Here is a 26,155-nt window from a genome sequence, read left to right as displayed (position 1 = left end):
AAACACCCTTCCCCCCCCCCCCGCTCTCCCTATCTGTGGTCGCCCCCGCAGCATCCCCGCCCCCCCGGGCTGCAGCCCGGGCGGCCGGACGTCACTCACGTCGCGAGCAGCCATGCCCGACCCGCCTTGATCGCGGAGCAGAGCGGCTGCTCGCCGCGTTACGCCTTGTCGGCCGCCATCGCTTCCTGCAGACTTCGCGGCCGCATGTCGGTCCAGTTCTCCTCGACATAGGCGAGGCTCTCGGCTCGCGTCGCCGGACCGAACTTGACCTGCCAGCCGGCCGGAACGTCCTCGAACGTCGGCCACAGTGAGTGCTGGCCCTCGTCATTGACCAGGACGAAGAACTCACCGTTGTCGTCGTCGAAGGGGTTCACAGTCATGAGTCAGCTCCCGAGTTGAGGTTGGTCAACAGCCCGTTGACAATGCGACTGATCTCAGCCGCATTGTCAACGGGCCAGTACATGCCACGCGAACATCACCTGGAGCGGCAGCTCATGAAGTCACCGCGCCTGCCGCTCGTCAACGAAGGCAAGAAGGGCATCCACACCCGACTTGAGAACGTCTGGATCCACGCAGAAGGCGATCCGCACGAGGTTGTCCGCATGGGAATCAGTGTCCATCGCTACCAGAGCGCCTCGGTCATCGAGCTGCGGACGCAACCCGAACCCCGAGCCGGCAACAACGGCCACACTACGTTCCGCGAGCAACTGCGCCGAGAAGGCCTCCGCTCCCAGACCGGTGCTACTGATATCCACCATCGCGTACCACCCGCCGGCTGGGAGCTCGCGGATCAGGCCGGCGTCTCGAAGTGCCGGTAACACGGTGTCTCTGTTCTGCTGTACCAACTTGCGGTTCGCCTGTGCAGCATCGGGCATCTCCAGCGCCGCGATTCCGCCGTACTGCACCGGTGTCGGCGGAGCGATGATGCCGGCCTCTTGCACCACCCTCATCCCGGCGGCTGCCTCGTCCGTCGCCGGCACGACGTAGCCGAGCCGGTAGCCCGTCATCGCCAGGCTCTTGGAGAACGTGAAGACGCTGTGCACGATCCGCTTCTCCACGGGCAGTCGGCGTTCACTTGCCGCCAGGGACAGATGTTCGCCCTCGTACACGAAGTGCTCGTATGCCTCGTCGCTGATCACGTGCCATCCACGATCGCGCGCGAGCGTGAGCAGACCCTCTATCCGGTCCGCGTCCAGTACCGCGCCGGTGGGATTGGCCGGCGAGTTCACCAGAAGGATCCGGCTGTTGGGTCCCGACTTCTCGGCGATCGATTCGAGGTCCGGGAAGTACCTGTCGTCGAGTGAGTAGAACACCGGGCGCAGACCCGCGAGCAGGCTCTGCTGCACATGGATCGGCCAGTGCAGCTCCGGAAGCAGGATCTCGGTCCCCGGTTCGGCCAGCGACAGCAGCAGCGCCTGCAGTCCTTGACAGGAGCCCGGCGTGACGAAGATCCGCGAGCTCGGCGCGTCGATGCCGTTCTCCCGTTTCAGCTTCGCAGTCAACGCGCGCCGCAGTTCCGGAAGACCTTCGACAGCGGTGTACGTCGTCCGGCCGGCCCGCTGAGCTTCCGCGATCGCCTCGGCGACCTCGGGAGGGGAGGTGAAGTACGGCTCTCCGACGTGAAGTCTGGTCACCGGTGCCCCGGTGGCCAGCGCGCGGGCGTCGGCGGCACGAAAGATCTCGTGCAGCGACGACGACGGAATCGCGGTGGCAATAGGTGGATGGCTCATCGTTTCGTTCCCCAACTCATGGTCAGCTGCGCGGTCACTGTCAGGTCGAGACACTGCTGCTGGGCGGATAAATGCTCACGACACCGCCCGACGCCGCAGACCATCGATCGCTACGTCGGCGAAGACGTCCTCGAGCAGGTCACCGACTGCTGAGAAGACGTGGAAGTGCCCACCCGAGCGACGACGTACGGAGAACGACCCAGTGGTGACTTCGCCCCACTCGACCAGCTCGGACTCGTTCACGAGTGGATCGCCGTCGCCGTGGTAACAGATCACCGGACAGTCGAGCGAGGGTGGGTTCACCGGCGGTTCGTAGAGCTCGTTGGCCCTGATATCCGAGCGCAGAATCGGCAGCAGAACCTCACGCAAGTCGGCGTCGGCGGCAATCTCCGGCTCAACTCCACCGTGGCCGCAAACGATCGACCACAGTTCGTCGTCGTCATGGAGATGGGTTTCCCCCCCACCGGCCAGCCGCGGCGGAGGCGACGCCGAGATGACGAGCTGCACCGGGCGTACTCCGCTGCGCTGCAACGCGAGCGCGGTCTCGTAGGCCACCAAAGCGCCGAAACTGTGCCCGAACAACACCAGCGGGGCGTGGGACTCGAGGGTCAGGAGTTCCGCGCTCACGGACGACGCCATCCGCCGGACATCCTCCACGGCGGATTCGGCGAACCTGTCGCCACGACCCGGGTACTGGGCCACCACCAGTTCGGCCTGGGCGGGCAGCTCGTTGGCAAAGCCGGCGTAGCTCGCGGCCGCACCACCGGCGTGCGGAAAGCAGACGAGCCGGATCGCCGGCCGCGGGATGACGTTCGGCCACCGCAGCCAACCTCGGTTCCCGGTAGGAGTCATGACCTCCACCTCACGCTCAAGCAGACGTGCTCAATCAGAGCCTTGCACCTCTGCGGGTGGCCAGGCTCAAATCTTTCGGCTCTCAGTCACCGGTGAAGGAACTACGCAAGACATCCCGGACTCGACGAATCGCCTAGTCACGCTGGCAGTTGCTGTCCGCACAACGGTCCGGCTGAAGGAGACGCAGGTGGGTGCTGGCGAGTTTCTCGATCTCACGGATCCGGCGACGTTTGTCCGGCACGAACCCCGTGACTACTGGCAGGAGATTCGGCCGCAGCATCCCATCTACTGGCACGACTCCCCCGGCGATCTGCCGGGATTCTGGGTGGTCACCAGGTTCAGCGACATCCAGGCGGCGTACCGCAACGCCAAATCCCTGAGCTCGGCGCGCGGCACCGTGCTCGACGTACTACTGCACGGCAACGACTCCGCAAGCGGCAAGATGCTCGCCGTCACCGATCGCCCCCGCCACCAGCAGCTGCGGAACCTGATGCTGCGGGCGTTCTCCCCCAAGGTCCTCGGACCGGTGGTCGAGCGGGTCGAGCAACGCACCCGGAGTCTGGTCGCCAGCGTGGTCGATGTGGGCACGTTCGACTTCGCCGCCGAGGTCGCCGAGCACATCCCGATGACGACGATCTGCGATCTCCTGTCGATCCCCGACGGCGACCGCGCCGACCTGCTCAGGTGGAACAAGCTGGCCCTGTCCGCGGACAGCGAGGAGGTCGACGACCTCGACTCGCTGATCGCCCGCAACGACATCGTTTCCTACTTCATGGATCTCGCCAAGCATCGCCGGGAGAACCCAGGCGACGACGTCATCACCATGATCGCGAGCACACAGGTCGACGGCGAACTGCTCAGCGAAGAGGAGGTCGCCCTGAACTGCTACAGCCTCATCCTGGGCGGCGATGAATCGTCCCGGATGTCAGCGATCGGAGCGGTCAAAGCGCTGGCCGAGAACCCTGGGCAGTGGGCCGCGCTGCAGGCTGGCGTCGCCTCCCTCGACGACGCGGTCGAGGAGGTGCTGCGCTGGGTCACGCCCGCTATGCACTTTGCCCGGACCGCGCTCACCGACCTGGAGATCGCCGGTCAGAAGATCCGGGCCGGGGACATCGTCACTTTGTGGAACACCTCGGCCAACGACGACGAGACAGTGTTTCCCGATCCGCGAACCTTGGACCTGGCACGCAAGACCAACAAGCACCTCACCTTCGGCCACGGGCCCCACTTCTGCGTCGGTGCGTTCCTGGGCCGGGCGGAACTGCGGGCCCTGTTGTCCTCGCTCGCGGAGTCGGTGCGTTCAATCGAGCTGGCTGGCACGCCCTCGCGGATCTACTCGAACTTCCTGTTCGGCTACAGCAGTTTGCCCGTCAGCTTCCGGTGAGCGGACCCGTCTCAGTCGCCGGTCAGACGGCCCTCTCCACCACTAGCGCCAACTCCGAGATACTGCCGGCCTCGAAGAGTGAGCGGATCGGGATCTTGATGCCGAGGTCCTGCCGGATCCGCGCGGCCAGCTTCGTCGCCAGCACAGAGTGCCCACCGATCTCGAAGAAGTTCTGATCCGGGGTGACCACCGGCAGGCCCAGGAGCTCGGCGACGATCGCGCACAGCACATCGGCGTACGGCATACCCTCGTGCCAGCTGAGCTGTTCGGCAGGGGGCTCGGCGGGGCGCGGTCGCAACGCCTTCCGGTCGATCTTTCCGTTGTGCGTCGTCGGAAGTTCGTCGAGCAAGGTGACTGTCGACGGCACCATGTGATCCGGCAACATACGGCGGACATGGTGGCGCAGCTCCGACTCGGTCACTTCTTCCCCCGGCAACGTCGTCACGTACGCAACCACCCGGGCGTCTGCCAATTCTCCGTCCACCGCAGCGACGGCGAGTTTGACCGCGGCGTGACCGGCCAAGGCTGCCTCGACCTCGGCAAGCTCGACCCGGAAGCCACGAACCTTCACCTGGGCATCGGCGCGACCCGAGAAGAGGAACTCTCCATCAGCCCGACGCGAGCCGCGGTCGCCGGAGCGGTACATCCGGCTGCCGGGTGCTCCCTGTGGATCGGCGACAAAACGGGTGGCAGTGAGGCTCGGACGGTTGAGATAACCGCGGGCCAGCCCGGGCCCGGACAGGTACAGCTCCCCTTCGGCGCCGTCGGCAACTTCTTGCATGCGCTCGTCGAGCACCTGGACGGTCTCGCCGAGCCAAGGCGTCCCGATGGTGATCTCGTCGACAGCCGGGTCGACCGGTCCGCTGAGGGTGGAGCCAACAGTCACCTCGGTCGGACCGTAACCGTTGAAGAGCCGTCGACCGGGTGCCCACTTGCGGACCAAGGTCGGCGTACAGGTATCGCCCGTCGACATCACCGTGCCGCCTAGCAGAACGCCATCGGCGTCAGTGGCACTCAAGGCCACCGGCGGCAAGGTCGCGTGGGTGATCCGGTGCTTCAGCAGGGTTTCCCGCAACGGATCTCCCGGCAGGACGTCGTCCGAGGACACCATGACCAGCGCGGCTCCGGACAGAAGCGCCAGGGTGATGTCCCAAAATGCGGCGTCGAAGCTGATCGACGCCCACTGCAGCACCCGGTCACCAGGGCCCGGACCGATTCGGTGCGCGTGAGTTGCGAGCATGTCGCCCGTACCTGCATGGGTCACCGCCACGCCCTTCGGCGTACCAGTGGAGCCTGACGTGTAGATCACGTACATCAAATGGGATGTGTACAACGGAGACAGCCGCTCAGCGTCAGTCAGGTCGCCGGTCGCCTCACCTTGGATGTCCTCCTGCAGGTCGGGGTCGTCGATCACGTAGTCGGCCACCTCGTCAATCAGGCGGGGAACCTGGCTCGACCGGATCACCAGGACGGGGCTCGCGTCGTCGATGATGTGCGCCAGCCGATCATCGGGGTAGGTCGGGTCCAGCGGAAGATACGCGCCGCCGGCCTTCAGCACGGCCAGCAGCACGATGATCAGCTCGTCCGAGCGCGGTATGGCGACCGCCACCAAGGAATCCGGCCCGACTCCCAGGGCCACCAAGCGCCTGGCCAGCTGGTTCGCGTGGGTGTTCAGCTCGGTGTAACTCAAACTGATGTCACCGAAGATGACCGCGGGCTGGTCGGGGAAGCGGGCAACAGTCGACTCGAACAACTCCGGAACCGTGGACAAGGTCAACTCCTTGGATCAGCCGACTCGTGGAAGGGACGACGCACCTGCTACGGACCCTAGAAGCCCAGGCCGATGACGACCATCGAACTGACAGAGACAGGACAGCGACCCACACGGGCCTCCTGTCGCGTCTCTGTCAGCACGATTGCCTGACGGCGGCGGATGCCGGATGGTGAAGACCGTTGGCCTGTCGTACCGCTGATCCTCAGTTCGATATCTAGTCTGATCGGGAGCCGAGATGCTCGAAGGCTGCGTTTCCTGGCCCGACGAACTCGCCGAGCAGTATCGCCGCCAGGGTTACTGGCAAGGGCGATCGCTGGGCGAGCTCCTGGAGGCGGCCTGCGCCGAACATGCCACCAAGGTGGCTGTCGTGTACGGCGAGCAGCGGCTCACGTACGCGGACCTCGCAGCCCGCTCCGACCTCGTAGCCCGGCAGTTCGTAGCTCGTGGGATCGGCCCGCTCGACCGGGTCGTCGTGCAGTTGCCGAACGTGCCGGAGTTCGCGACCGTGGTTTTCGCGTTGTTCCGGCTGGGTGCCATTCCGGTGCTGGCTCTGCCGGGGCATCGCAAGCACGAGCTCGTTCACCTGGCCTCGCAGTCCGGCGCCGTCGCACTGATCGTGATGAGCGAGTTCCGAGGCTTCGACTACCGGCAGCTCGCCCACGAGGTGCAGCAAGCCGTCCCGGGGGTCGAGCAGGTGCTGATTGCGAACGAGCTCGCCGACAGCGCGCCGGAGACGCGGTATCCGCAGGTCGATCCGTCCGAGCCGGCTTTCTTCCTGCTCTCCGGCGGGACGACTGGCCGGCCGAAACTGATCCCCCGCACGCACGACGACTACGCGTACAACATGCTGGCTACCGCGGACGCGCTCCGGGTCGACAGCACGTCGACGTACCTGGCCGTGAACCCGGTCGCCCACAACGCCGCGCTCGGTTGCCCTGGGCTGTTCGGAACGCTGCTCGTCGGTGGCAAGGTCGTACTCGCCCCGACTTCTCGGCTGGCGGAGCTGATCGGGCTCATCCGTGCGGAGCAGGTCACGCTCACCACGTTGGTACCGGGAACCGTGCGGCTTTGGATCGACTACGCGCAGCGGACGCCTGTCGACCTTTCCGGCGTCCACTTGCAGATCGGCAGTTCCAAGCTGACACCAGTGCAGGCCGAGGAAGCGTGCCAGTTCCTGAACTGCGACCTGAGTCAGTGGTTCGGTGTCGGCGAAGGGCTTCTCACCTACACTCGGCTCGACGACCCGGATGAGGTGAGGTTCAACACCGAGGGCCGTCCAATGGCTCCCGACGACGAAATCCGGGTTGTGGACGACGCCGGCCACGACGTACCGGACAACGTCGAAGGTGAGCTCCTGACGCGAGGTCCGTACACCATTCGCGGCTACTACCGTGCCGAACGGGAGAACGCCGACTCCTTCACGTCGGATGGGTTCTTCCGGACCGGGGACCTGGTGCGACGTAGGTCGGACGGCAACATCGTCGTCGTCGGGCGGCTCAAGGACGTGATCAACCGGTCTGGCGACAAGATTCCGGTCGAGGAGGTCGAGGAACAGCTCATGGCGCACCCCGGCGTCCGGGACGCGGCGGTCGTGGGGGTCGAGGACCCAGTACTGGGTGAGCGCACCTACGCATTCGTCGTACTGCGAAACGAGAGCGTCGAACTCCAAGCCCTGAAGGTGTTCCTGCGAGATCGCGGTCTCGCGACCTACAAGATCCCGGACAAGCTCGTGTCCGTCTCCGAACTGCCCCGCACGCCGGTAGGCAAGGCAGACAAGGTCGCACTGCGCGCCCTGGCCGCCCTCACCCCGCCCGGCGCCAGCAGACAGGCGGCATGAAACACCCCCGCGCCGGGCTCCGAGTTCGGCGCGGGGGCTCGCCGCGCAAGCGTGGGCGTCGCCTTCGAAGATCACCTCGCCCTGGCTCCTGACTGGCTGGGCCCAAGGTGTCGACCAGGGGCCGTCACCCCTTCCTGGCCCCGGAGGTGCCGGTGTACAACCCCGACGCTGGATTCCCCGGAGTGGTCGTCGAACTTGGCTACACCGACGTGCCGGCCGCCGCAGCCTGGCTCACCCGGGTCTTCGGCTTCCGCGAACTACTCCGCCAAACCTTCGACGGCACTGTCTGCCACGCCGACCTGCACACCGGTGCCGGCGTCGTCATGCTCGCCAAGGTCGGCGGGCGGCTCACCATCCCGCCCACCGGTGTGCCGGCCGTGGCTCAGGTGATCGTCTGGGTCGATGACGTCGACAAGCACTACGCCCACGCGCGCGCCGAGGGCGCCCGAACCCTCCACGAACCCCGCGACAAACCCTGGGGCCTACGGCAGTACCTCGCCCTCGACCACGAGAACCACCTGTGGGAGTTCACCGAGCACGTCCGTGACGTCCCCGCCGCCGAGTGGGGAGCGACGACCTTCGCTTGATCGGCACCGCCTCACTACAACGGTTCCGCGAACGCATGCAGCCGGATCAGGTGGTCCGGCCGCCGTCGACCGGTAAGAGCACACCGGTGACCCACCCCGACGTGTCGTCATCGAGGAGCAGGGTGATCCACCGGGCGATCTCATCGGGTTCGCCGAACCTCTCCAACGGGGTCGACGCCAGCAAGTCCGCACGGAGGGTCTGGGTCTGTGGACCGGTAAGCCCCAGGTCGTCGTACATCGGCGTGTCGACCGGGCCGGGCAGGATCGCGTTCACCCGGACCTGTGGCGCCAGCTCCCGCGCCCACGACCGGGTCAGGCTGTTCACAGCGGCCTTCGTCGCGCCGTAGAGGGATCGGTTCGGCATCGCCAGAACGCCACCGACCGACGACACGTTCACCACCGCGCCACGATGCTTACGCAGTTCCGGCAAGCAGGCCCGCAGCACGTTCACCGGTCCACGGATGTGCACTTCGAACATGGCGTCCAGATCGGACGGCGAGGAAAACTCGATCGGCGCGAAGCGCGCCAGGCCGGCATTGTTGACGACTCCGCTCACCGGACCGCACCGATCCGTCAGAGTCCGTACCGCGTGCTCGACCTCGGCTGCCGAACCGACGTCGGCGGGCAGCGCCACCACCTCACCGGGCTCGTCGCTGAGGTCATCGCGCAGAGCCAGCAGTGGTTCCTTGCGCCGACCGATCGCGCCTACCCGCGCGCCTGCCCGGCACAACCTTGCACACGTCGCACGGCCGATCCCCGAACCGGCGCCGGTCACGACCACAGTTCTGCCGGACAAGCTCATCCGCGTACGCTCCTCACTTGCAGTTTCCACGACGCTTCGCCCACAGCCGGCCGCATGCTGACGGCACCAGACGCTACACGTGCCCCACGACACCGAACACACCTACGAAATGTCTTTGAAAGATGCTTTAGACCAGTCTTTCAGAGTTCTGTTGAGCAGTCGAAACGTTGGCAAGATAAATGTTAGCGTGTGACACCGTACTAGTTGGGGGTGACGACAATGACGACCATCTGGGGCGACTTGGACCGACAGTACTCGCCCAGCTCGTGCATTACCGACATCGAGTACTACCTACACGAGTACGCCACACGTAGCGCCGGCGCCCGAGCCACATACCGGCATCATACCGTGCACTATGGGCATTCCGATGTCGAGCAACTTGACCTCTTTCCGCATTACGACGCCAACACACTGCTGGTTTACGTGCACGGCGGCAACTGGCAGCAGCTCAGCAAGAACGAGTCCAGCTTCGCCGCACCTGCCGCCTTGCACGCCGGCGCGGCCTTCGCTGCCCTGGGCTACGGTCTCGCACCGAACTACGACCTCGACGCGATCGTGGCCATGGTGCGCCGTGGCCTGCTGTGGCTGGTGGACAACGCGGAAACCTATGGCATCGCGCCGGGCCGGATCCACCTCAGCGGCAGCTCAGCGGGTGCGCACCTGGTCGCCATGGCCCTGACCGACGGCTGGCTGCCCGACGGGCGGACACCAGCCGAAGTGTTCGGCTCAGCCACACTGCTCAGCGGCATCTACGACCTCGACCCGGTCCGGCACAGTTACGTCAACGATGCACTGGGCCTCACGGAGGAATCGGCTCACCGCAACAGCCCCGTCCAGCACGCCCCAGTCAAGGCGCCACCGATCACCGTGGCCCGTGGCGGACTCGAGACACCGGAGTACGCCCGTCAGCACGACAACTACGTCGCTGCCCTACGTGCGAACGGAATCACCGTCGAGGAAATGGTCCTCGCGCACCGAAATCACTTCGACCTGCCGTTCGACCTCGCCAACCCGGACACACCTGTCGGCAGCACCTTGGTTCGACTGCTGACCGGCAACAGCTGAAGTCCGCACCAGAGAGGCTTTGCTTCAGGAGCTCATAGCCTCGAGGATGTATCCTCGGCCCCACGCGGTGCGGATCGACAGATCGATCGACTGAAGTCTTCGGCGGAGCCGCATAATGTGCAGGTCGAGCGAGTTCCTTGTAAGGGTGGTTACCTGCGTTGCCAAATAGTTCGTGAGCTCGTTGCGGTACACTACTTCGCCGAAGCGTTCGACGAGCAGGGCCATGAGGTGGGCCTGAGTGGTCGAGATCGTGATCGAGTGACTTCCGAAACTCAGCGTTCCCGCCGAGTCGATCCTCGGCGCCCGGCGGCTGTCGAACCGGTTCTGCAAGGCATTGACTCTCGCATCCAGGTCAACCCGAGATATCGGTTGGCGAGCCCAATCTTCAATCGGGTCGTTGCTGACCGGCGGTACCGCGCCTCCTTCTACGACGAGTAATCGAGGTACCCCCTCAAGCTGATAGCGGTTCCGCAGGTCCGCCTGCGCGGGCCACCTGACGAAGACTACGTCGGAGTTCCGACTCCCCATCATTAGTCCTCCAGTCCCAATCAGTAATCGCTTGTAGAAGTGTTCATCCCCGAACTCTGCGGCGCCGACGTCGACTGGAGGGACTGAAGGCCTCCCGCCCCGGGGCGAGCGGAACGCCCGCGCCGCGACTCACCGCGGCGGCGAGCGCGTCGGCGTCGGGTCGGCCAGCCGGACGCGCACACCGCTGCGGGTCAGCGCGAGTCCGATCGACGTGCCGATCGTGCCGGCGCCGAGCACGGTCACAGTGCGGAGGTCCACGAGATCGACGGTACGGCCGCCTCTCGGAGGTCGTCCTCTCTTCGAGTGCACACTCCCCCGTTCATCCTGGGGTGAACTCGTGGTTCTGCAAGCACCTGGATGGCCTTTGCGGGGTCGTCCGGCGCGTCCGGGGCCAAGAACCTGCGGCGCAGGCGCCGAACGTCGTCGCCATCATCGCGCCCCTGGTCAGGCCGCAATCCGCAGCTCGGGACGGGCCAGATCGCGGCTCATACCGTGCGGGAAGGTGTCGGAGGCCAGCGTGATCGCGATGGGCGGATCGGTCAGTTGCAGTTCGCGCAACCGCAGGTACACCTTGGTGGCGCCACCCGGCGACACGACGACCGGCTGCCGAACCGTGCCGAGGTAGATGCTCTCCGCGCCCTCGGCGACCGCGAGCACGGTCCACCGCCCTGGCGGCACGTCCGAGATGGTCAGCCTGGTCGAGCCGACACCGGCCTGCGCGGCGTACGCCACGGGCCCGCACTGCGGGATGCGCTCGGCGAACAGGCCGACCAGCACGTTGGCCGGGGCGGCCTCGGCGGGCAGGTCGACCGTGGCGGACATCGACGCCGCACCCTGCACGGGCAGCCCGTTCGCGCCGGGCAGTGCCTCGGCCGGGGGCACCCGGTGGAAGTCGGGGCTCACGGCGAGCAGCAACTTGCTTACCTCCGGGCTGCGGTACTGGGTGGGGGTCATCCCGACCGCCTTGGTGAACCGGCTGGTGAACGTGCCGACGCTGTTGTAGCCGACGCTGCACACGACGTCGGCCACGGTGAGATCGGTGGTCAGCAGCAGCCGCTTGGCCTCGAACAACCGGACGGCGGTCAGGTAACGGCCCGGCGTCACGCCCGTCAGCTCCGCGAACACCCTGGAGAGATGAAAGGGGCTGACGAACACCTCAGCCGCTATCTGGCCGAGGGTGATGGGGTCGAAGTACCGATCGCGCATCGCCGAAATTGCGTGCTGGACGGCAAGTTGCATAGGTCTCTCCTCCGGTCCTCGAGAACGATCCGCAACCGCCGGATCCACTCGCCTCCCCCATGGACTCCAGCATTTGCGGCACAGTCCGGAACCCTGGAGACAAAGATGTCCTACCTGCTGTGGTCCGTGCTCACTCGCGGCCTCTCACTCGCTTCCGAGTCACCGCACGTCCCTGACCGGGCGGCTCGGCCCCAGTTCGCGTCGTGGTCTGCCCCGACCACGACCCACCGGAGCGCCGCGCGAGGTGCGGCGACGTTCCGGCTCATCATTGCTTCCGACGTCTGTGTCGACGAATCGCGCCGTCAACCTCGTCTGGGAGCTAGCATGACCCCACCTGTTCTCGCGCACGTCAAAGCGGGGTCAAGGACCAGGCAAGTCAGTGGCACCCAGCCGATGGCACGGGCAGTGCGCACGCGGTTGGCCGCCGGGGCGGCCGCATCACCTGATTGTCGTAACGACAGGTCACCCAGCAGGTGGTTCGGCTGGGACAGAACGGATGGCAACCGTTGGTCAGAGTGTTGCTTGCCGAGGACGCGCACATGGTGCGCGGTGCGTTGGTCGCGCTGCTGGGATTCGAACCCGACATCGAAGTGGTCGCCGAAGTGGCTTCCGGCGACGACATCCTCCCCGTTCCGAACCGGGTGGACGCGATCAGGATCGCGCGCGAGGCCGAATGGTTCTGAACGGGCCCGGTCAGCGTGGCGGCAATGGAACCGTGGCGCGCAACCGGTAACTGCCCGGCGGCTCTGACTCGGTCTCCAAGTCGCCTCCGACGAGGCCGAGCCGGCGGATCCTGGGCCATTCGCCAGTCTGGAATTTAGAGCTCGATGGAGTAGACACTGCTGGACTGTTCGAAGTAGTGTTTGCTGCCATTCTGCGTACTTTACTGGACCCGATTGGTCATCATTACGCCTCAGTATTGTGCAGCACGTGACTAACTAACATACTCCTGGTGGTTCGGGAAAGTTAGTGCTGTGCCAGAAATTCTGGTTTCGTGTCGCCGATATCGCCGGTGCACAATCCATGAACCGCATATGCGTTGACCATAGGTACGGCGGGCCGGACTCAAATCGGTATTCGTGGCCGGTGCACTGCCGCGAACACAATCGATCTGCCAATGTTCAGGAATCGACCGTCGCTTGGATCGACATCGAACTGGGCGGACGTCAACCAGCGACGGAAGTCACCGATGGGAGCCACGTATGTTGGATTCCGACCTGGCGTTATGGGACCGATCTGACGACGCCTCGGCCGGGTTCGCCGGCCAGCCCAACGGTGGGCCGCACTTCACCCTTCTCGGCCCCTTGGAGGTCCGCAAGGACGGCGAGGACCACGCACCGACGGCACCGAAGGTGCTCCAGGTGCTGGCGATGCTGCTCATGCGTCCCGGCAAGGTCGTGCAGGGTGACCTGATCATCAAGGAGCTGTGGGCGGACGACCCGCCCCGCGGCGGCCGGACCACCATGCAGACACACGTCTGGCAACTGCGCAGGTACATCGAAGCCAACGGATTCGCCAGCGACGGCGACCGGATCATCGTGACCAGGGCACCCGGGTATCTGCTGCGCGTCGACCCTGGCCAGGTCGACGTCGCCGTGTTCCAGTGGCTGGTCAGGGAGGGCAGGGCGCTGTTCGACCGGCAGCACTACGGCGAAGCCGCCACCGTCCTGCGCAAGGCACTGGACCTGTGGGGCGGGCCGCCGCTGGCCAACGTGACATGCGGCCCTGTGCTCTCGGTGTATGCGACCGACCTGGAGGAACAGCGACGAAACGCGCAGCGCCTGCGCATCCATGCCGAGATCGAGGCGGGCATGTTCTACGACCTGATCGGCGAGTTGCGATCGCTGATCGCCGCCAGCCCCCTTGACGAGGGCCTCAACGGCCAACTGATGCGGGTGCTCAACCTCAGCGGCAGGCGGATCGAGGCGCTGGAGCTCTACCGGCAGTTCCGGGCAAGGCTGAGCGGCGAGCTCGGCCTCGAGCCGTGTAACGAGCTCCAGGAGCTGCACCACGTCCTGCTCTCGGACCAGTCGCACCGCTGAAGGGGCCACGCGAACAAACCAGCTTTCGAACGCAAACCACAACACCTACACCGCCCTCACCGGCGTAGAGGGGACGCACATCATGACCGGTCGAACCTACGGGCAATTCTGTGGCGTCGCCCGCGCCCTCGAGCTCGTCGGCGAGCGATGGTCGCTGCTCGTCGTGCGAGACCTGTTGCTCGGCCCGAAGCGATACTCGGACCTGCGGCAGACCCTGCCGAAGCTGCCACCGAGCGTGCTTTCCGGCAGGCTCAACGAACTGGAAAAGGCAGGCGTGCTCCGGCGGCGCGTGCTGCCGCAACTGGACGCGGGCGTGGTCTACGAACTCACCGAGTACGGCCGCGACCTGGAACCGGTGCTGTTGCAGCTGGGGTTGTGGGGCGCGAGGGCAATGATCGACCCCGCGCCGGACGACCTGTTCACCATGGACTCCGCGATCCTTTCGCTGTACACGACGTTCCGGCCGGAGCACGCGGCGGGCGTCAACGTCAGCTTCGAGATCCGCTATGGCGACCTGATCGTGCACGCCTTCGTGGACGACGGCGCGCTCAAGGTCGCCGAGGGCGCCCTTCCCGGGGCCGACCTCGTCATCGAGCCGGTCGGCTCGATCCAGCCGCTGCTGAGCGGCAGGCTGAGCCCGCTGGCCGCGATCGAGGCCGGGATCCTGCGGGCGAGCGGCAACCTCACCCTGCTGGACCGGTTCGTCGACCTCTTCCACATCCCGGCGCCCCCGGCCCCGGTGGAGGGCCTCGTTGTCCGCTGACCCTGGCCGCCTTCACTGTTCGGTCACCATCGGCGCGGCCAGGAACTGCTCCGGGATGGCGAACGCGTCGACCAGCGTGCGGGCGTAGTTGCTTGCACAGCTGGTCGACGGCGGCGACCACGGCCTTGCCCCTGCTCGCGCTCAGCCACCCGTGTTCGAGTAACCACGCCCGGTCCGCCTCGACGCCCGCCAGCACGTGCAGATCGCAGACGCGGCCGAGCTGCCGCTTTCGCTTGGCTGGCAGGGCTTGCACGTCTCCGGGAGCCGAAGGATTCCTCACCGAGCTGGGCACGATCCGTCCACACAACGCCAACGTGGAGGTCGATGACCTGCTCACCGGGAAGGGGCGTCGTTGCCTGACGAACTTTACGACTGCGGCCTACGCACCAGGGCCACCCGGTGCACGCCTGCTGCGCAAGCAGATCACGGCACAGCTCAAGGAACTCGACACGCAGGACGAGAACTTGATCGACCTCGCCGCCGACAGCACGCTGCCTCGGACCAAGGTCGAGGAGAAGCTGCGCGACATCGCACGCGAACAGCCCGACCAGCTGTCTCAACGCTGCAACGACCAACAGCGCCGCCTACTCAACCAAGCGATCTTCCACGCCATCCAAGGTCAGCGGGCCGCAGCAACCGGCGCGGAGGGCACAACCAAAAAGGACCACCCGCGATGCGGGTGGTCCTGGCTCGCCGTCAGGCGTTGCGGTCCTACTGCGCAGCCTTCATTCAGGCATTTGTTCTAGTGATAACCCTAGGGTGGCCCTGATGCGACCCAGATCGAACCCCGCCCTGGCCCGGTACGTCCGCGAACACGCTGGTCAGGACTAGGAGCGGGTACGCCACCGCCCCAGAGAACCGCCCAGATCGGGCCACGTGGCCCGATCCCCGCCCCGGCGCCCTGACCGGCGCCGGGGCACACCCAATACCTAACCCGAGACCCATTCATGATCAAAACCCCGCAAGGAGGTGAGCTCCCGGCACCCCGTCAGCTCCCCCGCAACACCATCCTCGTCGGTGATGCCCGCCAGCGCCTGGCCGAGCTAACAGCTGACTCCATCGACACCATCGTCACCAGCCCGCCGTACTTCGGCGTCCGCGACTACGGCCACGACCAGCAGCTCGGCGCCGAGTCCGACGTCGACGTCTGGGTGAAAACCCTCCGCGACATCGCGGCTGAGCTGGCTCGCGTGCTACGACCGACCGGCACCCTCTGGCTCAACCTTGGCGACAGCTACGCCCGCCGGCCCAGCGAAGGCGCCACGCCGAAGAGTCTGCTCCTTGGGCCCGCACGAGTCGCCTTGGCTCTGGTCAACGACGGTTGGACGCTGCGCAACGAGGTCGTCTGGGCCAAATCCAACCCCATGCCGTCGTCGGTCGTTGACCGGCTGACTACGACCCACGAGCTGCTGTACTTCTTCAGTCGCTCGCGGCGCTACTACTTCAACTTGGACGCCATCCGTCAACCACTTGTCACACGTCACCGGCCTCCTGAACCTGCGACAAGCAGGGTCTACCCACCGCCAACCACCAGAGCGACGAGCCGACCCGAGCGGACGCTCAACGACAACCGCGGGCTGTCAAGACTCAAGGCCGGCGGCCTGGCTGGTCACCCGCTCGGCAAGAACCCAGGCGACGTCTGGACGCTGCCAACTGCCGGGTTTCGCGGCGGCCACTTCGCGGTCTACCCGCTCGCGCTGGCTGAACGATGCCTACTGGCGACCTGTCCGGAACGAGTCTGCTCGGCGTGCGGGACACCATGGCAGCGCAGCCTCGAGCGCCAGGACGGCCGGCTACTCGCGGTCGGTGACCTCCAGGCTACCTGTCGTTGCAACGCGGCGAGCCACCCCGGCGTCGTCCTGGACCCGTTCCTCGGGACTGGCACGACGGCACTGGCAGCTGAGAAGCACAGCCGCGACTGGCTCGGCATCGAGCTGAACCCGGAGTATGCGGCGATTGCGCGTGAACGCCTGCGTGGTCAACGTCAGCAACGCGGTGAGCCAGCGGCTGCCTGACCTCAGCGCCTCGCCGGTGCCATGCGGCCGCCCATGTCATCCCAGCTGAGGGATGGCCGGCCGCACCAGCACCGAGGAGGCTCCGCATGTCGGATCCACGAAACGTCAACGTCAAGACGCTGGGCATCAAGGTGCCCGACGCCTTGCATGCGCAGTTCGCGCTGGTCGCTCAGCTCGACGGCATCTCGCTGGGAGATGCAGCCCTGCGGGCTGTTGAGCTGTACGTCAACACCAAGCGGGCCGAGAGCGACTTCGCTGCTCGAGCAGAGGCAGCTCTCGAGGAGATCGAGCGCGAAGCCGCTGCCCGACGCGGCGCGATTCAGGGCCTGTTCGGCGAAGCCGTGCCAGCAACAACCGATGCACCTGCCGCCGATGCCCCTGTTGAGCGCCGGGGCCGGCGCAAGACCGGTGAGACCACCGACTGAGCTCGATGGTTCGCCAAACCTGGAGCGGAGCGGCGGTCCGCGAGACCGCCCTCCGCCCCACATCCACCCCAGACCGTGTTCCCCAGTTCAGAGGGGTGATCGGCCTGGTGTGGACCGGACCGCCCACCAGGCAAAAGCCCAACGGTCCAGAAGCGAGCGGCACCCATGCCTAACGCGATCGTCATGCCTGTCGATCTGGGTCAACCGATCCGACAGCAGCACCTCAACCAGAACGACCTCGACGCCTACCGCCAGGTGGTCGGCGGCCCGCTCGAGCTCATCAATCTCGAACGGCCGGACGCCGGCATGTACTTCCACGAGGAAGGCAAACTCGAAGGACTGCCGGTCAACGCCCGCGCCACGGTACTGCTGTGGGTCCACAACAGCGTCTTCCTTGGCCGAGATCTGATCGCCGGTCCGGCGCTGCTGGTTGGACCGCCGGACGCCAACGGTAATGACCTCGACTGTCCCGAAGACCTTGTCGACCTGCTGTTCGACACTGAGCAGTATCTCGTTCAGATGCACGTCGCTGGCGACGCGCTCTGGCACGGCGACAACCAGGTCTTCGAGAAGTGGTTCGACGCCTACGCCCACGCCGTACGGCTCATGCAACGATGGCAGATCGTTGACGAGGTCCGCGTGGTGCCGCGGCTCAGCGACGACCTGCGGGCGGAGTGGTACCAGCTCGGACTGGCCAACCCGTGGATCTCGCAGGCCGGCGATCCGCCGTTTACCCGCGGGAGCTTCGTCGGCTGCTACAGCGTCCAGGAGCTCGAGCAGCGCATCGGGTTCACGAACTGGTCTCTGGGCACGGCGTTCTACTACCGGGACCTGTGCTTCATCCAGCAGGTCGACGGTGGCGATGAGTGGCTGGCGATCCGACACGGGATCGCGTTCGAGAGCATGACGCTGATGCCGTTCATCGAGCAGGGTGAGTTCGCTTCACTAGTGCGTCGACTTCTGGCTGCTTCGAAGGAGCAGTGCGAGATGTTGAGGTACTGAGCAGTATCCGCCGTCCGGTCGAGTGCCGGGCGGCGGATACTCGGACTCCCAGTGATGTTGCCTGCCACCGCCTACTTCGCAGCGAGCCACTTTGACGTGAACGAACGGGCCTGTCCGATGACCGGGTCCACGCGCGGCGCGGAAGTACGTGTCAGGTAATTGCCCGATTGCTTGCTTCGGAGCTCGATCTTATTGACCTTGTAACCCGCCGGGGGCTTCGCCAGATCGATCGCGACGCCGTCCGACGTGAGGACACTGCAATAGATGTCCGTCGGTGAGTACTGCGGGAAGAGATCCTGGCCGTCGGTCCCGGTCGGCTTGCCCTTGATCGTCGGACGCTCGACGATGCACTCACCTGTCACCTGCGGCGTCGTGTAGTTGATCTGCTTGACGAACAGGTCGCTCCAATAGCCCGGATCTGTCTGCTCAAGCGGCGGCGTCACGACGGCAGACAACTGAAACTGCCGAGGCGTGTTCGGTCGCGACGGGCAGCCATAGCTCTCACAGATGTCCAAACTGACGCCGTCCCCCGGACTGATGGCATGGTCGACCTTGACCGCCTGGGCCCGGTTCGGCATCTGCTCCCACCACAAGTAGTAGGTCGGGCCACCATGGCCCGAACAGGTCGCTCCCAAGCCGACCTGTGCCAACGTAGCCCCGTAGGCCCCGTCGATGCCGACCCACCAGACGATCTCCGCCGCCTTTTTCGGACAGGTCACCTTTGGGACCGTGAACGTCGCATGCGCGCCAGTGACACGTGGCGACCCGGTCTGCGCTGTGACGACGTAGCCGGACCAGAGCGGGCTTGTCGGAGGGAGATTCTGAGCTGCTGCGGCTGGGCCACCCGCCAACTGCATGAACAAGCTAAGCAGTCCGAAAACTACCCCAATATTCCGCAACGTTCTTCGCGACTTCCTCACCGAGGCACCTCATTTCTCCACGCAACTCGTCCGAAGCCAGGTCGGAGGGCGCTAACGCCTTGTTACAAGATCATCCACGACTCTCTGGGTATGTCGGCACCGACTTCTAGCCGACAAAGCGCTGGTCACGCTTTGACCAGCCACGAAGTTAGCTGCTGTTAGCCTAGGCATTTCGTTGGGGATGTTCCGTTTGCTACTCTATGGCATGCAAGCCGAAGACAAAGCATGGTGCCGAGAGAAGCTTGAAGCCTACCTCGCTGCTGTCAAACGCTACGATTCATTCATCAACGAAGGAACCGGGTTCAACCAGCCTGCCTTCGAGGAAGCCGTCAAGCTGGAACCCAGCGCGAAGGCGATCATGAGGCGCGTCCTGCCCGACCTTCGCGACTACGAACTGGTCATGGGACCAAGTCGAACTACCGCCATTACCTTCAGCCTTCAGGCGCTTACCCTTCTCGAAGAGGCTGAAGAAATCGAACGTCACCTCGGACCAGCGGGTCCGCAGCCTGCGGCCGATGAGATGCATCCGTGGATCTGGGAAGCCGCCCAAAGCCTCTGGGACACCGGCCATTACCGCGAGGCAGTACAGGCCGGCGCAACGAGCCTCAACGCTCATATCCAAACCCTTGTGAGCCGACGCGACATCTCCGACTACAAGCTCGCCACGGAGACCTTCTCCGAGAACCCGCCAAGCGCAGGAAGGCCACGCCTGCGATGGCCAGGCGATCCCGCCAACGAGTCGACGAAGAGCATGCAAGACGGGCTACGCTTACTCGCGAGCGGAATCTTCCGCGGCATCAGAAACTCGGCCACTCACGAACTAACAGAACTGCCTGAGCAAGCAGCTCTTGAGCAGCTTGTAACGATGAGTCTGGTCGCGCGTTGGATTGAGACCTGCGACCTAACCGTAGCTTGAACCTATGGTCATGCAGTCACGCCTCACCAGGCACGATCGCCCCAGCGTTAGCCGACGTCTTCCGCAGAGTCGCCCCCCGCGCTCTCCGTCTGGGCGTTGTTCTCCGCACGATGTTCCAAGAAGCTCGGATCGACCTCAATGTCACCCGTCAATCTCCAGCTTCGACGCTCAAATACAAGCGTACCGGTAACCGTGAAGGGCAGCTTTCGTCGATAGGCGACGATCGCCCAGTCATGGTCTTGACCAGAGAGAAGTATGTGTACGGTTCGAATTCGGCCATGAACCTCAGCCAGCAGCTGGACAGTGGCTGCTTCGTCACCATCCAGGTCAGGTTCCTCACGATACAGCGGACGAACAACGGATACTCGACCATGAGTTGCTCGAACCTGGTACCGCGTCCTGGTGCCTTCCATTGCCATGCTCTCGCAGACGATCCGCGAATGGTCATTCGAGGCCGAAGTACCCCTGCGGCCCTTCGCTGTGTGCTCGGACGCACGGGTCAGTAGGCAGCAGACCCAGGGCGACGACAACGACATGGCAACTCACGACCTGGCCCTTCCAGCCACGACGGACTCGGATCGCCTCATCCGTCAGATGGCCAGCGTCGAGGAAAGCGCCGCCGGATTGATCGTCGTGCTCTCGACCTATCAGTCCATTTCGACGATCGCCGAGGCTCAGCAGAAGGGCCTGCCGCGTTTCGATCTCATCGACGGCAATACAGCAGACGGACTACGCAAATCCCTCATCGATGAGTTCGACATCATTTATTGCTATAACCTGCGCGGCAACCAGCGCACCGCCGGAGAACTCTCCCGCAAGGAGGGCGGCAAGGTTTTCGATTCAGGTAGTCGAAACACGGTAGCTATACTAATCTTGCTGAAGACAAGTGACGCAAGTGGGCAATGCGTGCTCCACTATCGCGACATCGGCGACTACTTGACTCGCTCGGAGAAGCTCCGCACGCTCGCCGGCCAGGACCTCGAAACTGTTCCGTGGGAAATCCTCAAGCCGAACAGCGAAGGTGATTGGATCAACCAGCAAGATGACCGGTTCGGCACCTTCCAATCGATCGCCGAGCGAGACAAGTCCAAACGCAGCAAGGCAGTTTTTCAAGCATACTCTGGCGGACTCAAGACTAACCGCGATGCCTGGGTATACAACTTCTCGAAGACCCAACTAGAAGAGAATACTCGATCGATGATCGAGTTCTACAACGAGCAGGTGGAGAGTTTTGGCCACCACTGTGGCAAACATGGCATCACAGCGCCGACGACTGCCGATGTCGAAAAATTCATCGATTTAAACCCCAAAAAGATCAGCTGGTCATCGGGACTGATCCCCAAGGTTGCACGTTCTAAGCGAATTGAATTCGACGCAAGCCGGGTCACCCGCGTAGCCTATCGGCCATTCTGCCAACAGTGGATCTACTTCGACCAAGCCGTCAACGATCGCGCCGGACGCCTGCCGGACATATTTCCCGAAGTCAGCACCAAGAGCCTTGTATTTTACAACGTAGGTAATGGTTCAGTCGTACCGTTTTCAGTCATTATGCTTGATTCACTGCCCGATCTGCACCTGACCGGCGCAGGCAGTGGCGGCCAGTTCTTCCCTCGCTACACATATCGAGAAGTCGACGGCCATGGGGATCTTTTCACGGTATCTAGCGACAGCGCAACATGCTACGAACGCATCGATAATATCACCGACTCTACGTTGCTTGACTTCCGCACGACATACAATGACGAGAAGATCAGCAAGGACGACATCTTCTTCTACACCTATGGACTCTTGCATTCTGTTGAGTATCGCGAACTGTTTACGGCGGATCTAAAGAAATCTCTGCCTCGAATTCCAAGGGTTCGCAACTTCCATGAGTACTCAAAGGCAGGTTCACGACTACCAGGTCTTCACGTCAATTATGAGCACGTCACACCATATGCGGGTATCGTCGAGGACGTCAACGGCAGCCCGCTAGCGAGCAACGATCTATTTCGCGTGACCAAGATGAAGTTCGGTCGAGCCAAAGGTAAGCCTGACCGATCGACGATCATCTATAACAGCCACGTTGCAGTTACAAACATTCCCGAAGAAGCGTATCGATATCAACTCGGCGCGCGCTCGGCGATCGAGTGGATTATCGATCGATATCAAATCCGAGCCGACAAGCCATCGGGAATAGTCAATGACCCCAACGACTGGTCCAGCGATCCGCGCTACATTATCGACCTTTTAAAGCGCATCGTAACAGTTAGCCTCGAGACGATGAAGATCGTTGATAACTTGCCGCCGCTCGACATCGTGGAGTGATCAAGCATTGGGCTTATCCAGTAGTGCTGTGGTCGCCGTCATCGCCGACGCCCCGGAATACCGTCTATGGCCAGCGCGGTACGCCCCCTGCCTCGACAACGGCTGTGTGGCGTCGTTCAAGTGCCATCAGTCTCGACTCGGACGCCAGTCGACGTCGTGATCCGGAGCCGCTGCCGCGACGTCAGCTTCTCACCAACTCGTCGTGGAGCCGAACTCTGCTCTAGGTCCCCCTGTAACTGACGCCCCGCCAGCAGCGACATAGGACCCATCGCTACCGATGAGGAGGTGCCTGATGCAACTTCAGGCCACTTGGCGAGCGCTCGCCGTCACCTATGGCGTTATCGCCGGCATCCAACTCTACCTCGCGATCACGACAGGCGCTTTCTGGGCTTGGGTGTTGGCTACTGTCTGCACGGCTGCCGTGGTCGGGCTCGGTGTCGCGGCAGTCCACTGCTCTCAGGCAGCCCACGACGACGAAGTGGTTGATTCGCGCCATCGGGTCGTAACAAGCAGCTCAGCGAGAGCGACCTCATCGTGTGATCATTTATCGTGAGGGGGCGGCGCATGCAGCCGGTTTAGCCAGCAGGGTATCGCTGTCGTCACCCGATTCTGACCAGGTCACAGAGGTATACGTCGAGTGAGCGATGAGTCGGTCAGGTTGGCGTCGGCGATCACCGATCGAGACGGCCAAGCACTCCTCTCTGCTGCCAGCTGCTGCGGGTTTCCGACGGCACGTCGGCCTAGGTACATCAAGCCAGTTGCGCACCTGTCGGCTCTACTCCACACGGGTGAGCTTCATGGGTCGAACCGACCCACCCCGGCGTGGCAGGAAGGCGGCGTGCGTGTCGACAGCGCACGCTGAGGATGCAGCGGAGGCTCAGATCAGGCAGGAGGGGGGCAGGCGTTTATCGATGGTTGACCGCACGAGGCTATCGATGGGGAGCCAACGCGCTGCCGCCCGCTCGCTGTTCGACTACAAGCTCAGGTGGGAAAGGCATAGCAGAGCGTTGTCACGGCCCGGCGGTCGGGGCGAAGCAGCAGGTATCGGTAAGGTGCGTCCGGTGCACGAACCCCCGCCACCGACATCACAGCCTGCCCACGCTTCTCGTCTAGCAGTCGACGACGGTGAAAGGTTTGTTCCGTTCATGAAGTGGGCTGGCGGCAAGCGCTGGTTCGTCCATGCACATGCGGACGTCCTTCCCAGAACCTTCAAAACCTACATTGAGCCCTTCCTCGGCGGCGGCTCGGTCTACTTCCATCTCAAACCGCGACGCGCGATCCTGGGTGACTCCAACCCCGACCTGATCTGCGCGTATCAGGGCATCAAGGCCTACCCACGTGAGGTTGAGGAGCAGCTGCGCCGACACCATGCACACCACAGCTCGGAGTACTACTACCAGGTGCGGAATTCTGAGCCTGATAATCTCCCCGAACGCGCGGCCAGAGTCATCTACCTCAATCGCACGTGTTTCAACGGCATCTACCGCGTCAACCGACAGGGGAAGTTCAACGTGCCTGTCGGCACCAGGTCACAGGTTGTGTTCGACACGGACGATTTCCCGGCGACGAGCCGACTGTTGCGGTCCGCCAGGATCCATCTGGCCGATTTTGAGCAGACCATCAAGCGCGCGAAAGAAGGCGACCTGGTCTTCGCGGATCCACCCTATACGGTACGGCACAACAACAACGGATTCGTCAAGTACAACGAAACTCTGTTCTCCTGGGCTGACCAGATCCGCCTAGCTAGGGCGTTAAGGCGAGCCCGCGATCGCGGCGCCATGGTCGTGGCGACCAACGCTGCCCACGACACGCTTAGAGAGCTGTACGAGCCGTACGGCTTCCAGACTCGGGTGGTGTCAAGGTTCAGCGCCATCGCGGCCGACGCTCAGAAACGCAAGACGTTCGACGAGCTCATCGTATTGAGCTGACGAGGGAGTGTGACCATGACGGCCCCATCGAAATTCTTTTCACGGCTGCAGCACCAGGAGAGTCCTCTGGCCGCGTTGAACTCATTCCTGGACCGGGAACAGAAGTATGAGCAGGCGCAGCAAGTCGAGCTGATGCGGTTCGTGGGTTATGTGCTCGAGGTGGGATACGATGGCGCGACGATCATCACCTCCGACCCTTTCAAACGGGCCGTTGGCGGGATCCCGCGAGGCTCTTTTCTAATCTTGGCCCCCGATGACCTCGAAGATCTTCCACCGCACTTCACTCTCCTACGCGTCATGGAGACCGCGCCGACCCCGCTCAGCCAGCAGGTGCAACAGACCTACTTCGAGCTGCACAAGAAATCGATGCCTGAACTCGACGTGTGGACACAGAGCGAGCTGCAGTGGGGCGCGCTCCGGTGCGCGGTCCTGGGCATGTTTCATCCCGACGTTGACGACCGGTCGAAGGTCCAGTTCGCCGGCGACGTGAACAACGTCGTCAGCGCCCACCGGTACAAGGTGTACGCGCCGGACGCCGAACTACTCGACATCATCGTGAACGGCCTCGTCGACGCAGAGGGCGATGAGACATTCGAGTTGGGCGATCTGAGGCTCACCGAAAGCAGGCTCGCCGACCTGATCGACAGTGCGAACGCCAAGAAGCTGGAGCCGACACCAGTACGCGTTTCAATCGACAAGTTTAAGGGTGCCCGCACAGCCATGTTTGGCAAGACCCGCCTCGGCAAGTCGAACGTGGTTAAGCTCATCGCGCAAGGGATCATCGACTCGACCGCTGGCGACCGCAGCGTCGGCCAGCTGATCTTTGACATCAACGGCGAGTACGCCAACGATAACGAGCAGGACGGTTCGAGGTCGATCCGCAGTGCGAACGAGGACGTCTGCAGTGTGTATGCGTTGACAGAACGCCCGGGCACACCGTCTAAGCGTCTCAGGTTCAACTTCTACGAACAGCCAGATTCGTGTATCGAGGTGCTGGCCTCTCTCCTTGAGGAAGACCGTCAGACTTCGATCTATATCCGAAGCTTTGCTCAGGTCGCACTGCCTTCGATCGCAAGCATCAAGGAGCTCGATCACGGCGCAAAGACGCGGCAGATCCGGAAGATTCAATATTATTGGGCTATTCTGCATGAGGCCGGGTTTGCGTCCGACGAGAGCCGGCTTCGCAAACTGGAACTGAGGTCTCCCAACGCCGCCGATTTCAATCCGAATTTTAATCAAAAGGTCCGAGCGGCGGTCTACGGCGCCGCGAAGCAGGCTGTGCCCGAGAAACAGCCCTTCAACCTGCACACTCTCGTTTCAGAGCTGAAGCTTGTCGCCGCCTTCGTACACAAGAAGGGCGACGACCCGGTACTAGTGAGCACTAGTTCCGGCGAGCCGCTCTTCGACTCCGACGATCTCGCCATGCTGAAATTTTTGAACCCGTCCTCTGGCGCCGGGCCATCGGTCTTGCGGACGTACGCAAAGTACCATTCACCCCACGCCAACGACCTGGTCAACGAGATTGTCCGAGAGCTTGACAATGGACAGACCGTGATCCTCGACCTCGGGAACGCCACAGACAAGGTTCGCCGATATTTCTCCGACGCACTATCCAAAGGGGTGTTCCGCCGCCAGGAAGAAAAATTCACCGGCCAAAATCTGGGCGGGCACTTCGTTCAACTCTATTTCGAGGAAGCGCACAACCTTTTCCCGCTCGATGACAAGGACATCACCGGCGTCTACGCGCGGTTCGCGAAGGAGGGGGCCAAGTTCCACATCGGCATGGTCTACTCGACGCAATCTCCGTCGACCATCAACCGCGAACTGCTGACACAGACCGAGAACTTCTTCATCGGTCACCTGTCGTCCGAGTACGAGGTGAAGGCGCTATCGCGGTTGCAGCGCGCGTTCAGCGGCGTCGAAGAAGAGATCATGCGCTCACGCACACCCGGCTACATGCGTATCCTGACCCGATCGCATCGCTTCGTCGTCCCCGTCCAAGCACGTAAGTTCGAAGCCAGGCAGGGGGACTGATCTGG

The 26,155-nt window shown here is 63.7% G+C and carries 23 protein-coding genes and 2 pseudogenes; 15 read left to right on the top strand and 10 right to left on the bottom strand.

Going from position 1 to position 26,155, the window contains the following annotated elements:
- Positions 1-158: 158 nt before the first annotated feature.
- The 3 genes from ACWEF6_RS10810 to ACWEF6_RS10800 all read right to left on the bottom strand — a co-directional run bounded on the left by ACWEF6_RS10810 (position 159) and on the right by ACWEF6_RS10800 (position 2,582).
- Positions 159-380 (bottom strand): MbtH family protein, encoded by a 222-nt coding sequence (locus tag ACWEF6_RS10810; protein WP_449682718.1) that lies wholly within the window; start codon positions 378-380, stop codon positions 159-161.
- 120 nt (positions 381-500) lie between these two features.
- On the bottom strand, positions 501-1,730 hold the full coding sequence (locus ACWEF6_RS10805; protein WP_449682717.1) for a pyridoxal phosphate-dependent aminotransferase: 1,230 nt from the start codon (positions 1,728-1,730) through the stop codon (positions 501-503).
- A gap of 75 nt (positions 1,731-1,805) precedes the next feature.
- Complete coding sequence (locus ACWEF6_RS10800; protein ID WP_449682716.1) at positions 1,806-2,582, bottom strand: thioesterase II family protein; 777 nt, start codon at positions 2,580-2,582, stop codon at positions 1,806-1,808.
- A gap of 187 nt (positions 2,583-2,769) precedes the next feature.
- Between ACWEF6_RS10800 and ACWEF6_RS10795 the strand changes: the two genes are divergently transcribed.
- The gene (locus tag ACWEF6_RS10795) at positions 2,770-3,966 is read left to right on the top strand and encodes a cytochrome P450 (RefSeq protein WP_449682715.1); all 1,197 of its coding nucleotides are present in this window, start codon (positions 2,770-2,772) and stop codon (positions 3,964-3,966) included.
- Between the two features lie 22 nt (positions 3,967-3,988).
- Here the strand turns inward: ACWEF6_RS10795 and ACWEF6_RS10790 are convergent, their stop codons facing one another.
- Positions 3,989-5,737 carry a non-ribosomal peptide synthetase gene (locus ACWEF6_RS10790; RefSeq protein ID WP_449682714.1) on the bottom strand — a complete coding sequence of 583 codons (1,749 nt, stop codon included), beginning with the start codon at positions 5,735-5,737 and terminating at the stop codon, positions 3,989-3,991.
- A 238-nt stretch (positions 5,738-5,975) separates the two neighbouring features.
- Between ACWEF6_RS10790 and ACWEF6_RS10785 the strand changes: the two genes are divergently transcribed.
- Both ACWEF6_RS10785 and ACWEF6_RS10780 read left to right on the top strand, forming a co-directional pair.
- Positions 5,976-7,577 carry a (2,3-dihydroxybenzoyl)adenylate synthase gene (locus tag ACWEF6_RS10785; protein WP_449682713.1) on the top strand — a complete coding sequence of 534 codons (1,602 nt, stop codon included), beginning with the start codon at positions 5,976-5,978 and terminating at the stop codon, positions 7,575-7,577.
- Positions 7,578-7,759: 182 nt separating this feature from the next.
- Positions 7,760-8,164, top strand: coding sequence for a VOC family protein (locus ACWEF6_RS10780; RefSeq protein WP_449682712.1), 405 nt, complete (start codon positions 7,760-7,762; stop codon positions 8,162-8,164).
- A gap of 46 nt (positions 8,165-8,210) precedes the next feature.
- Here ACWEF6_RS10780 and ACWEF6_RS10775 read toward each other — a convergent pair whose 3' ends face one another.
- Positions 8,211-8,966, bottom strand: a complete 756-nt coding sequence (locus tag ACWEF6_RS10775; protein ID WP_449682711.1) for an SDR family NAD(P)-dependent oxidoreductase — start codon at positions 8,964-8,966, stop codon at positions 8,211-8,213.
- A gap of 219 nt (positions 8,967-9,185) precedes the next feature.
- On the opposite strand from ACWEF6_RS10775, the gene ACWEF6_RS10770 reads away from it, so the two are divergent.
- Positions 9,186-10,031 carry an alpha/beta hydrolase gene (locus ACWEF6_RS10770; RefSeq protein WP_449682710.1) on the top strand — a complete coding sequence of 282 codons (846 nt, stop codon included), beginning with the start codon at positions 9,186-9,188 and terminating at the stop codon, positions 10,029-10,031.
- Positions 10,032-10,055: 24 nt separating this feature from the next.
- Here ACWEF6_RS10770 and ACWEF6_RS10765 read toward each other — a convergent pair whose 3' ends face one another.
- The 3 genes from ACWEF6_RS10765 to ACWEF6_RS10755 form a co-directional block, all read right to left on the bottom strand.
- Positions 10,056-10,361 carry a helix-turn-helix domain-containing protein gene (locus ACWEF6_RS10765; RefSeq protein WP_449682709.1) on the bottom strand — a complete coding sequence of 102 codons (306 nt, stop codon included), beginning with the start codon at positions 10,359-10,361 and terminating at the stop codon, positions 10,056-10,058.
- 327 nt (positions 10,362-10,688) lie between these two features.
- Complete coding sequence (locus ACWEF6_RS10760; RefSeq protein WP_378195881.1) at positions 10,689-10,817, bottom strand: 3-hydroxyacyl-CoA dehydrogenase NAD-binding domain-containing protein; 129 nt, start codon at positions 10,815-10,817, stop codon at positions 10,689-10,691.
- 186 nt (positions 10,818-11,003) lie between these two features.
- Entirely contained in the window at positions 11,004-11,798 is a 795-nt protein-coding gene (locus ACWEF6_RS10755; RefSeq protein ID WP_449682708.1) for a helix-turn-helix domain-containing protein, read from the bottom strand.
- A 506-nt stretch (positions 11,799-12,304) separates the two neighbouring features.
- On the opposite strand from ACWEF6_RS10755, the pseudogene ACWEF6_RS10750 reads away from it, so the two are divergent.
- The 3 genes and pseudogenes from ACWEF6_RS10750 to ACWEF6_RS10740 all read left to right on the top strand — a co-directional run.
- Positions 12,305-12,430, top strand: a pseudogene (locus tag ACWEF6_RS10750) (DNA-binding response regulator); the annotation flags it as partial.
- 570 nt (positions 12,431-13,000) lie between these two features.
- On the top strand, positions 13,001-13,840 hold the full coding sequence (locus ACWEF6_RS10745) for an AfsR/SARP family transcriptional regulator (protein ID WP_449682707.1): 840 nt from the start codon (positions 13,001-13,003) through the stop codon (positions 13,838-13,840).
- An 82-nt stretch (positions 13,841-13,922) separates the two neighbouring features.
- The gene (locus ACWEF6_RS10740) at positions 13,923-14,603 is read left to right on the top strand and encodes a winged helix-turn-helix transcriptional regulator (RefSeq protein WP_449682706.1); all 681 of its coding nucleotides are present in this window, start codon (positions 13,923-13,925) and stop codon (positions 14,601-14,603) included.
- 12 nt (positions 14,604-14,615) lie between these two features.
- Here ACWEF6_RS10740 and ACWEF6_RS10735 read toward each other — a convergent pair.
- A pseudogene (locus tag ACWEF6_RS10735) lies at positions 14,616-14,823 on the bottom strand (acyl-CoA dehydrogenase); the annotation flags it as partial.
- A 94-nt stretch (positions 14,824-14,917) separates the two neighbouring features.
- On the opposite strand from ACWEF6_RS10735, the gene ACWEF6_RS10730 reads away from it, so the two are divergent.
- The 4 genes from ACWEF6_RS10730 (at position 14,918) to ACWEF6_RS10715 (ending at position 18,045) form a co-directional block, all read left to right on the top strand.
- On the top strand, positions 14,918-15,349 hold the full coding sequence (locus tag ACWEF6_RS10730) for a hypothetical protein (RefSeq protein ID WP_449682705.1): 432 nt from the start codon (positions 14,918-14,920) through the stop codon (positions 15,347-15,349).
- Positions 15,350-15,550: 201 nt separating this feature from the next.
- On the top strand, positions 15,551-16,618 hold the full coding sequence (locus ACWEF6_RS10725; protein ID WP_449682704.1) for a DNA-methyltransferase: 1,068 nt from the start codon (positions 15,551-15,553) through the stop codon (positions 16,616-16,618).
- Positions 16,619-16,704: 86 nt separating this feature from the next.
- Complete coding sequence (locus ACWEF6_RS10720) at positions 16,705-17,043, top strand: hypothetical protein (RefSeq protein ID WP_449682703.1); 339 nt, start codon at positions 16,705-16,707, stop codon at positions 17,041-17,043.
- A gap of 165 nt (positions 17,044-17,208) precedes the next feature.
- Complete coding sequence (locus ACWEF6_RS10715; RefSeq protein ID WP_449682702.1) at positions 17,209-18,045, top strand: DUF3846 domain-containing protein; 837 nt, start codon at positions 17,209-17,211, stop codon at positions 18,043-18,045.
- Between the two features lie 71 nt (positions 18,046-18,116).
- On the opposite strand, the gene ACWEF6_RS10710 is transcribed toward ACWEF6_RS10715, so the two are convergent.
- Entirely contained in the window at positions 18,117-18,902 is a 786-nt protein-coding gene (locus tag ACWEF6_RS10710; protein WP_449682724.1) for a G1 family glutamic endopeptidase, read from the bottom strand.
- Positions 18,903-19,170: 268 nt separating this feature from the next.
- On the opposite strand from ACWEF6_RS10710, the gene ACWEF6_RS10705 reads away from it, so the two are divergent.
- The 4 genes from ACWEF6_RS10705 (at position 19,171) to ACWEF6_RS10690 (ending at position 26,150) form a co-directional block, all read left to right on the top strand.
- A complete protein-coding gene (locus ACWEF6_RS10705; RefSeq protein WP_449682701.1) occupies positions 19,171-19,881 on the top strand; it encodes a TIGR02391 family protein in 711 nt (236 codons plus the stop codon).
- 402 nt (positions 19,882-20,283) lie between these two features.
- Positions 20,284-22,188, top strand: coding sequence for a type ISP restriction/modification enzyme (locus ACWEF6_RS10700; protein ID WP_449682700.1), 1,905 nt, complete (start codon positions 20,284-20,286; stop codon positions 22,186-22,188).
- Positions 22,189-23,249: 1,061 nt separating this feature from the next.
- The gene (locus ACWEF6_RS10695) at positions 23,250-24,116 is read left to right on the top strand and encodes a DNA adenine methylase (RefSeq protein ID WP_449682699.1); all 867 of its coding nucleotides are present in this window, start codon (positions 23,250-23,252) and stop codon (positions 24,114-24,116) included.
- Positions 24,117-24,131: 15 nt separating this feature from the next.
- Positions 24,132-26,150 carry an ATP-binding protein gene (locus ACWEF6_RS10690; RefSeq protein WP_449682723.1) on the top strand — a complete coding sequence of 673 codons (2,019 nt, stop codon included), beginning with the start codon at positions 24,132-24,134 and terminating at the stop codon, positions 26,148-26,150.
- Positions 26,151-26,155: the final 5 nt, after the last annotated feature.

The sequence above is a fragment of the Amycolatopsis sp. NPDC004772 genome, from assembly GCF_053601215.1.
This window is presented reverse-complemented; position numbering and strand designations above follow the sequence as displayed.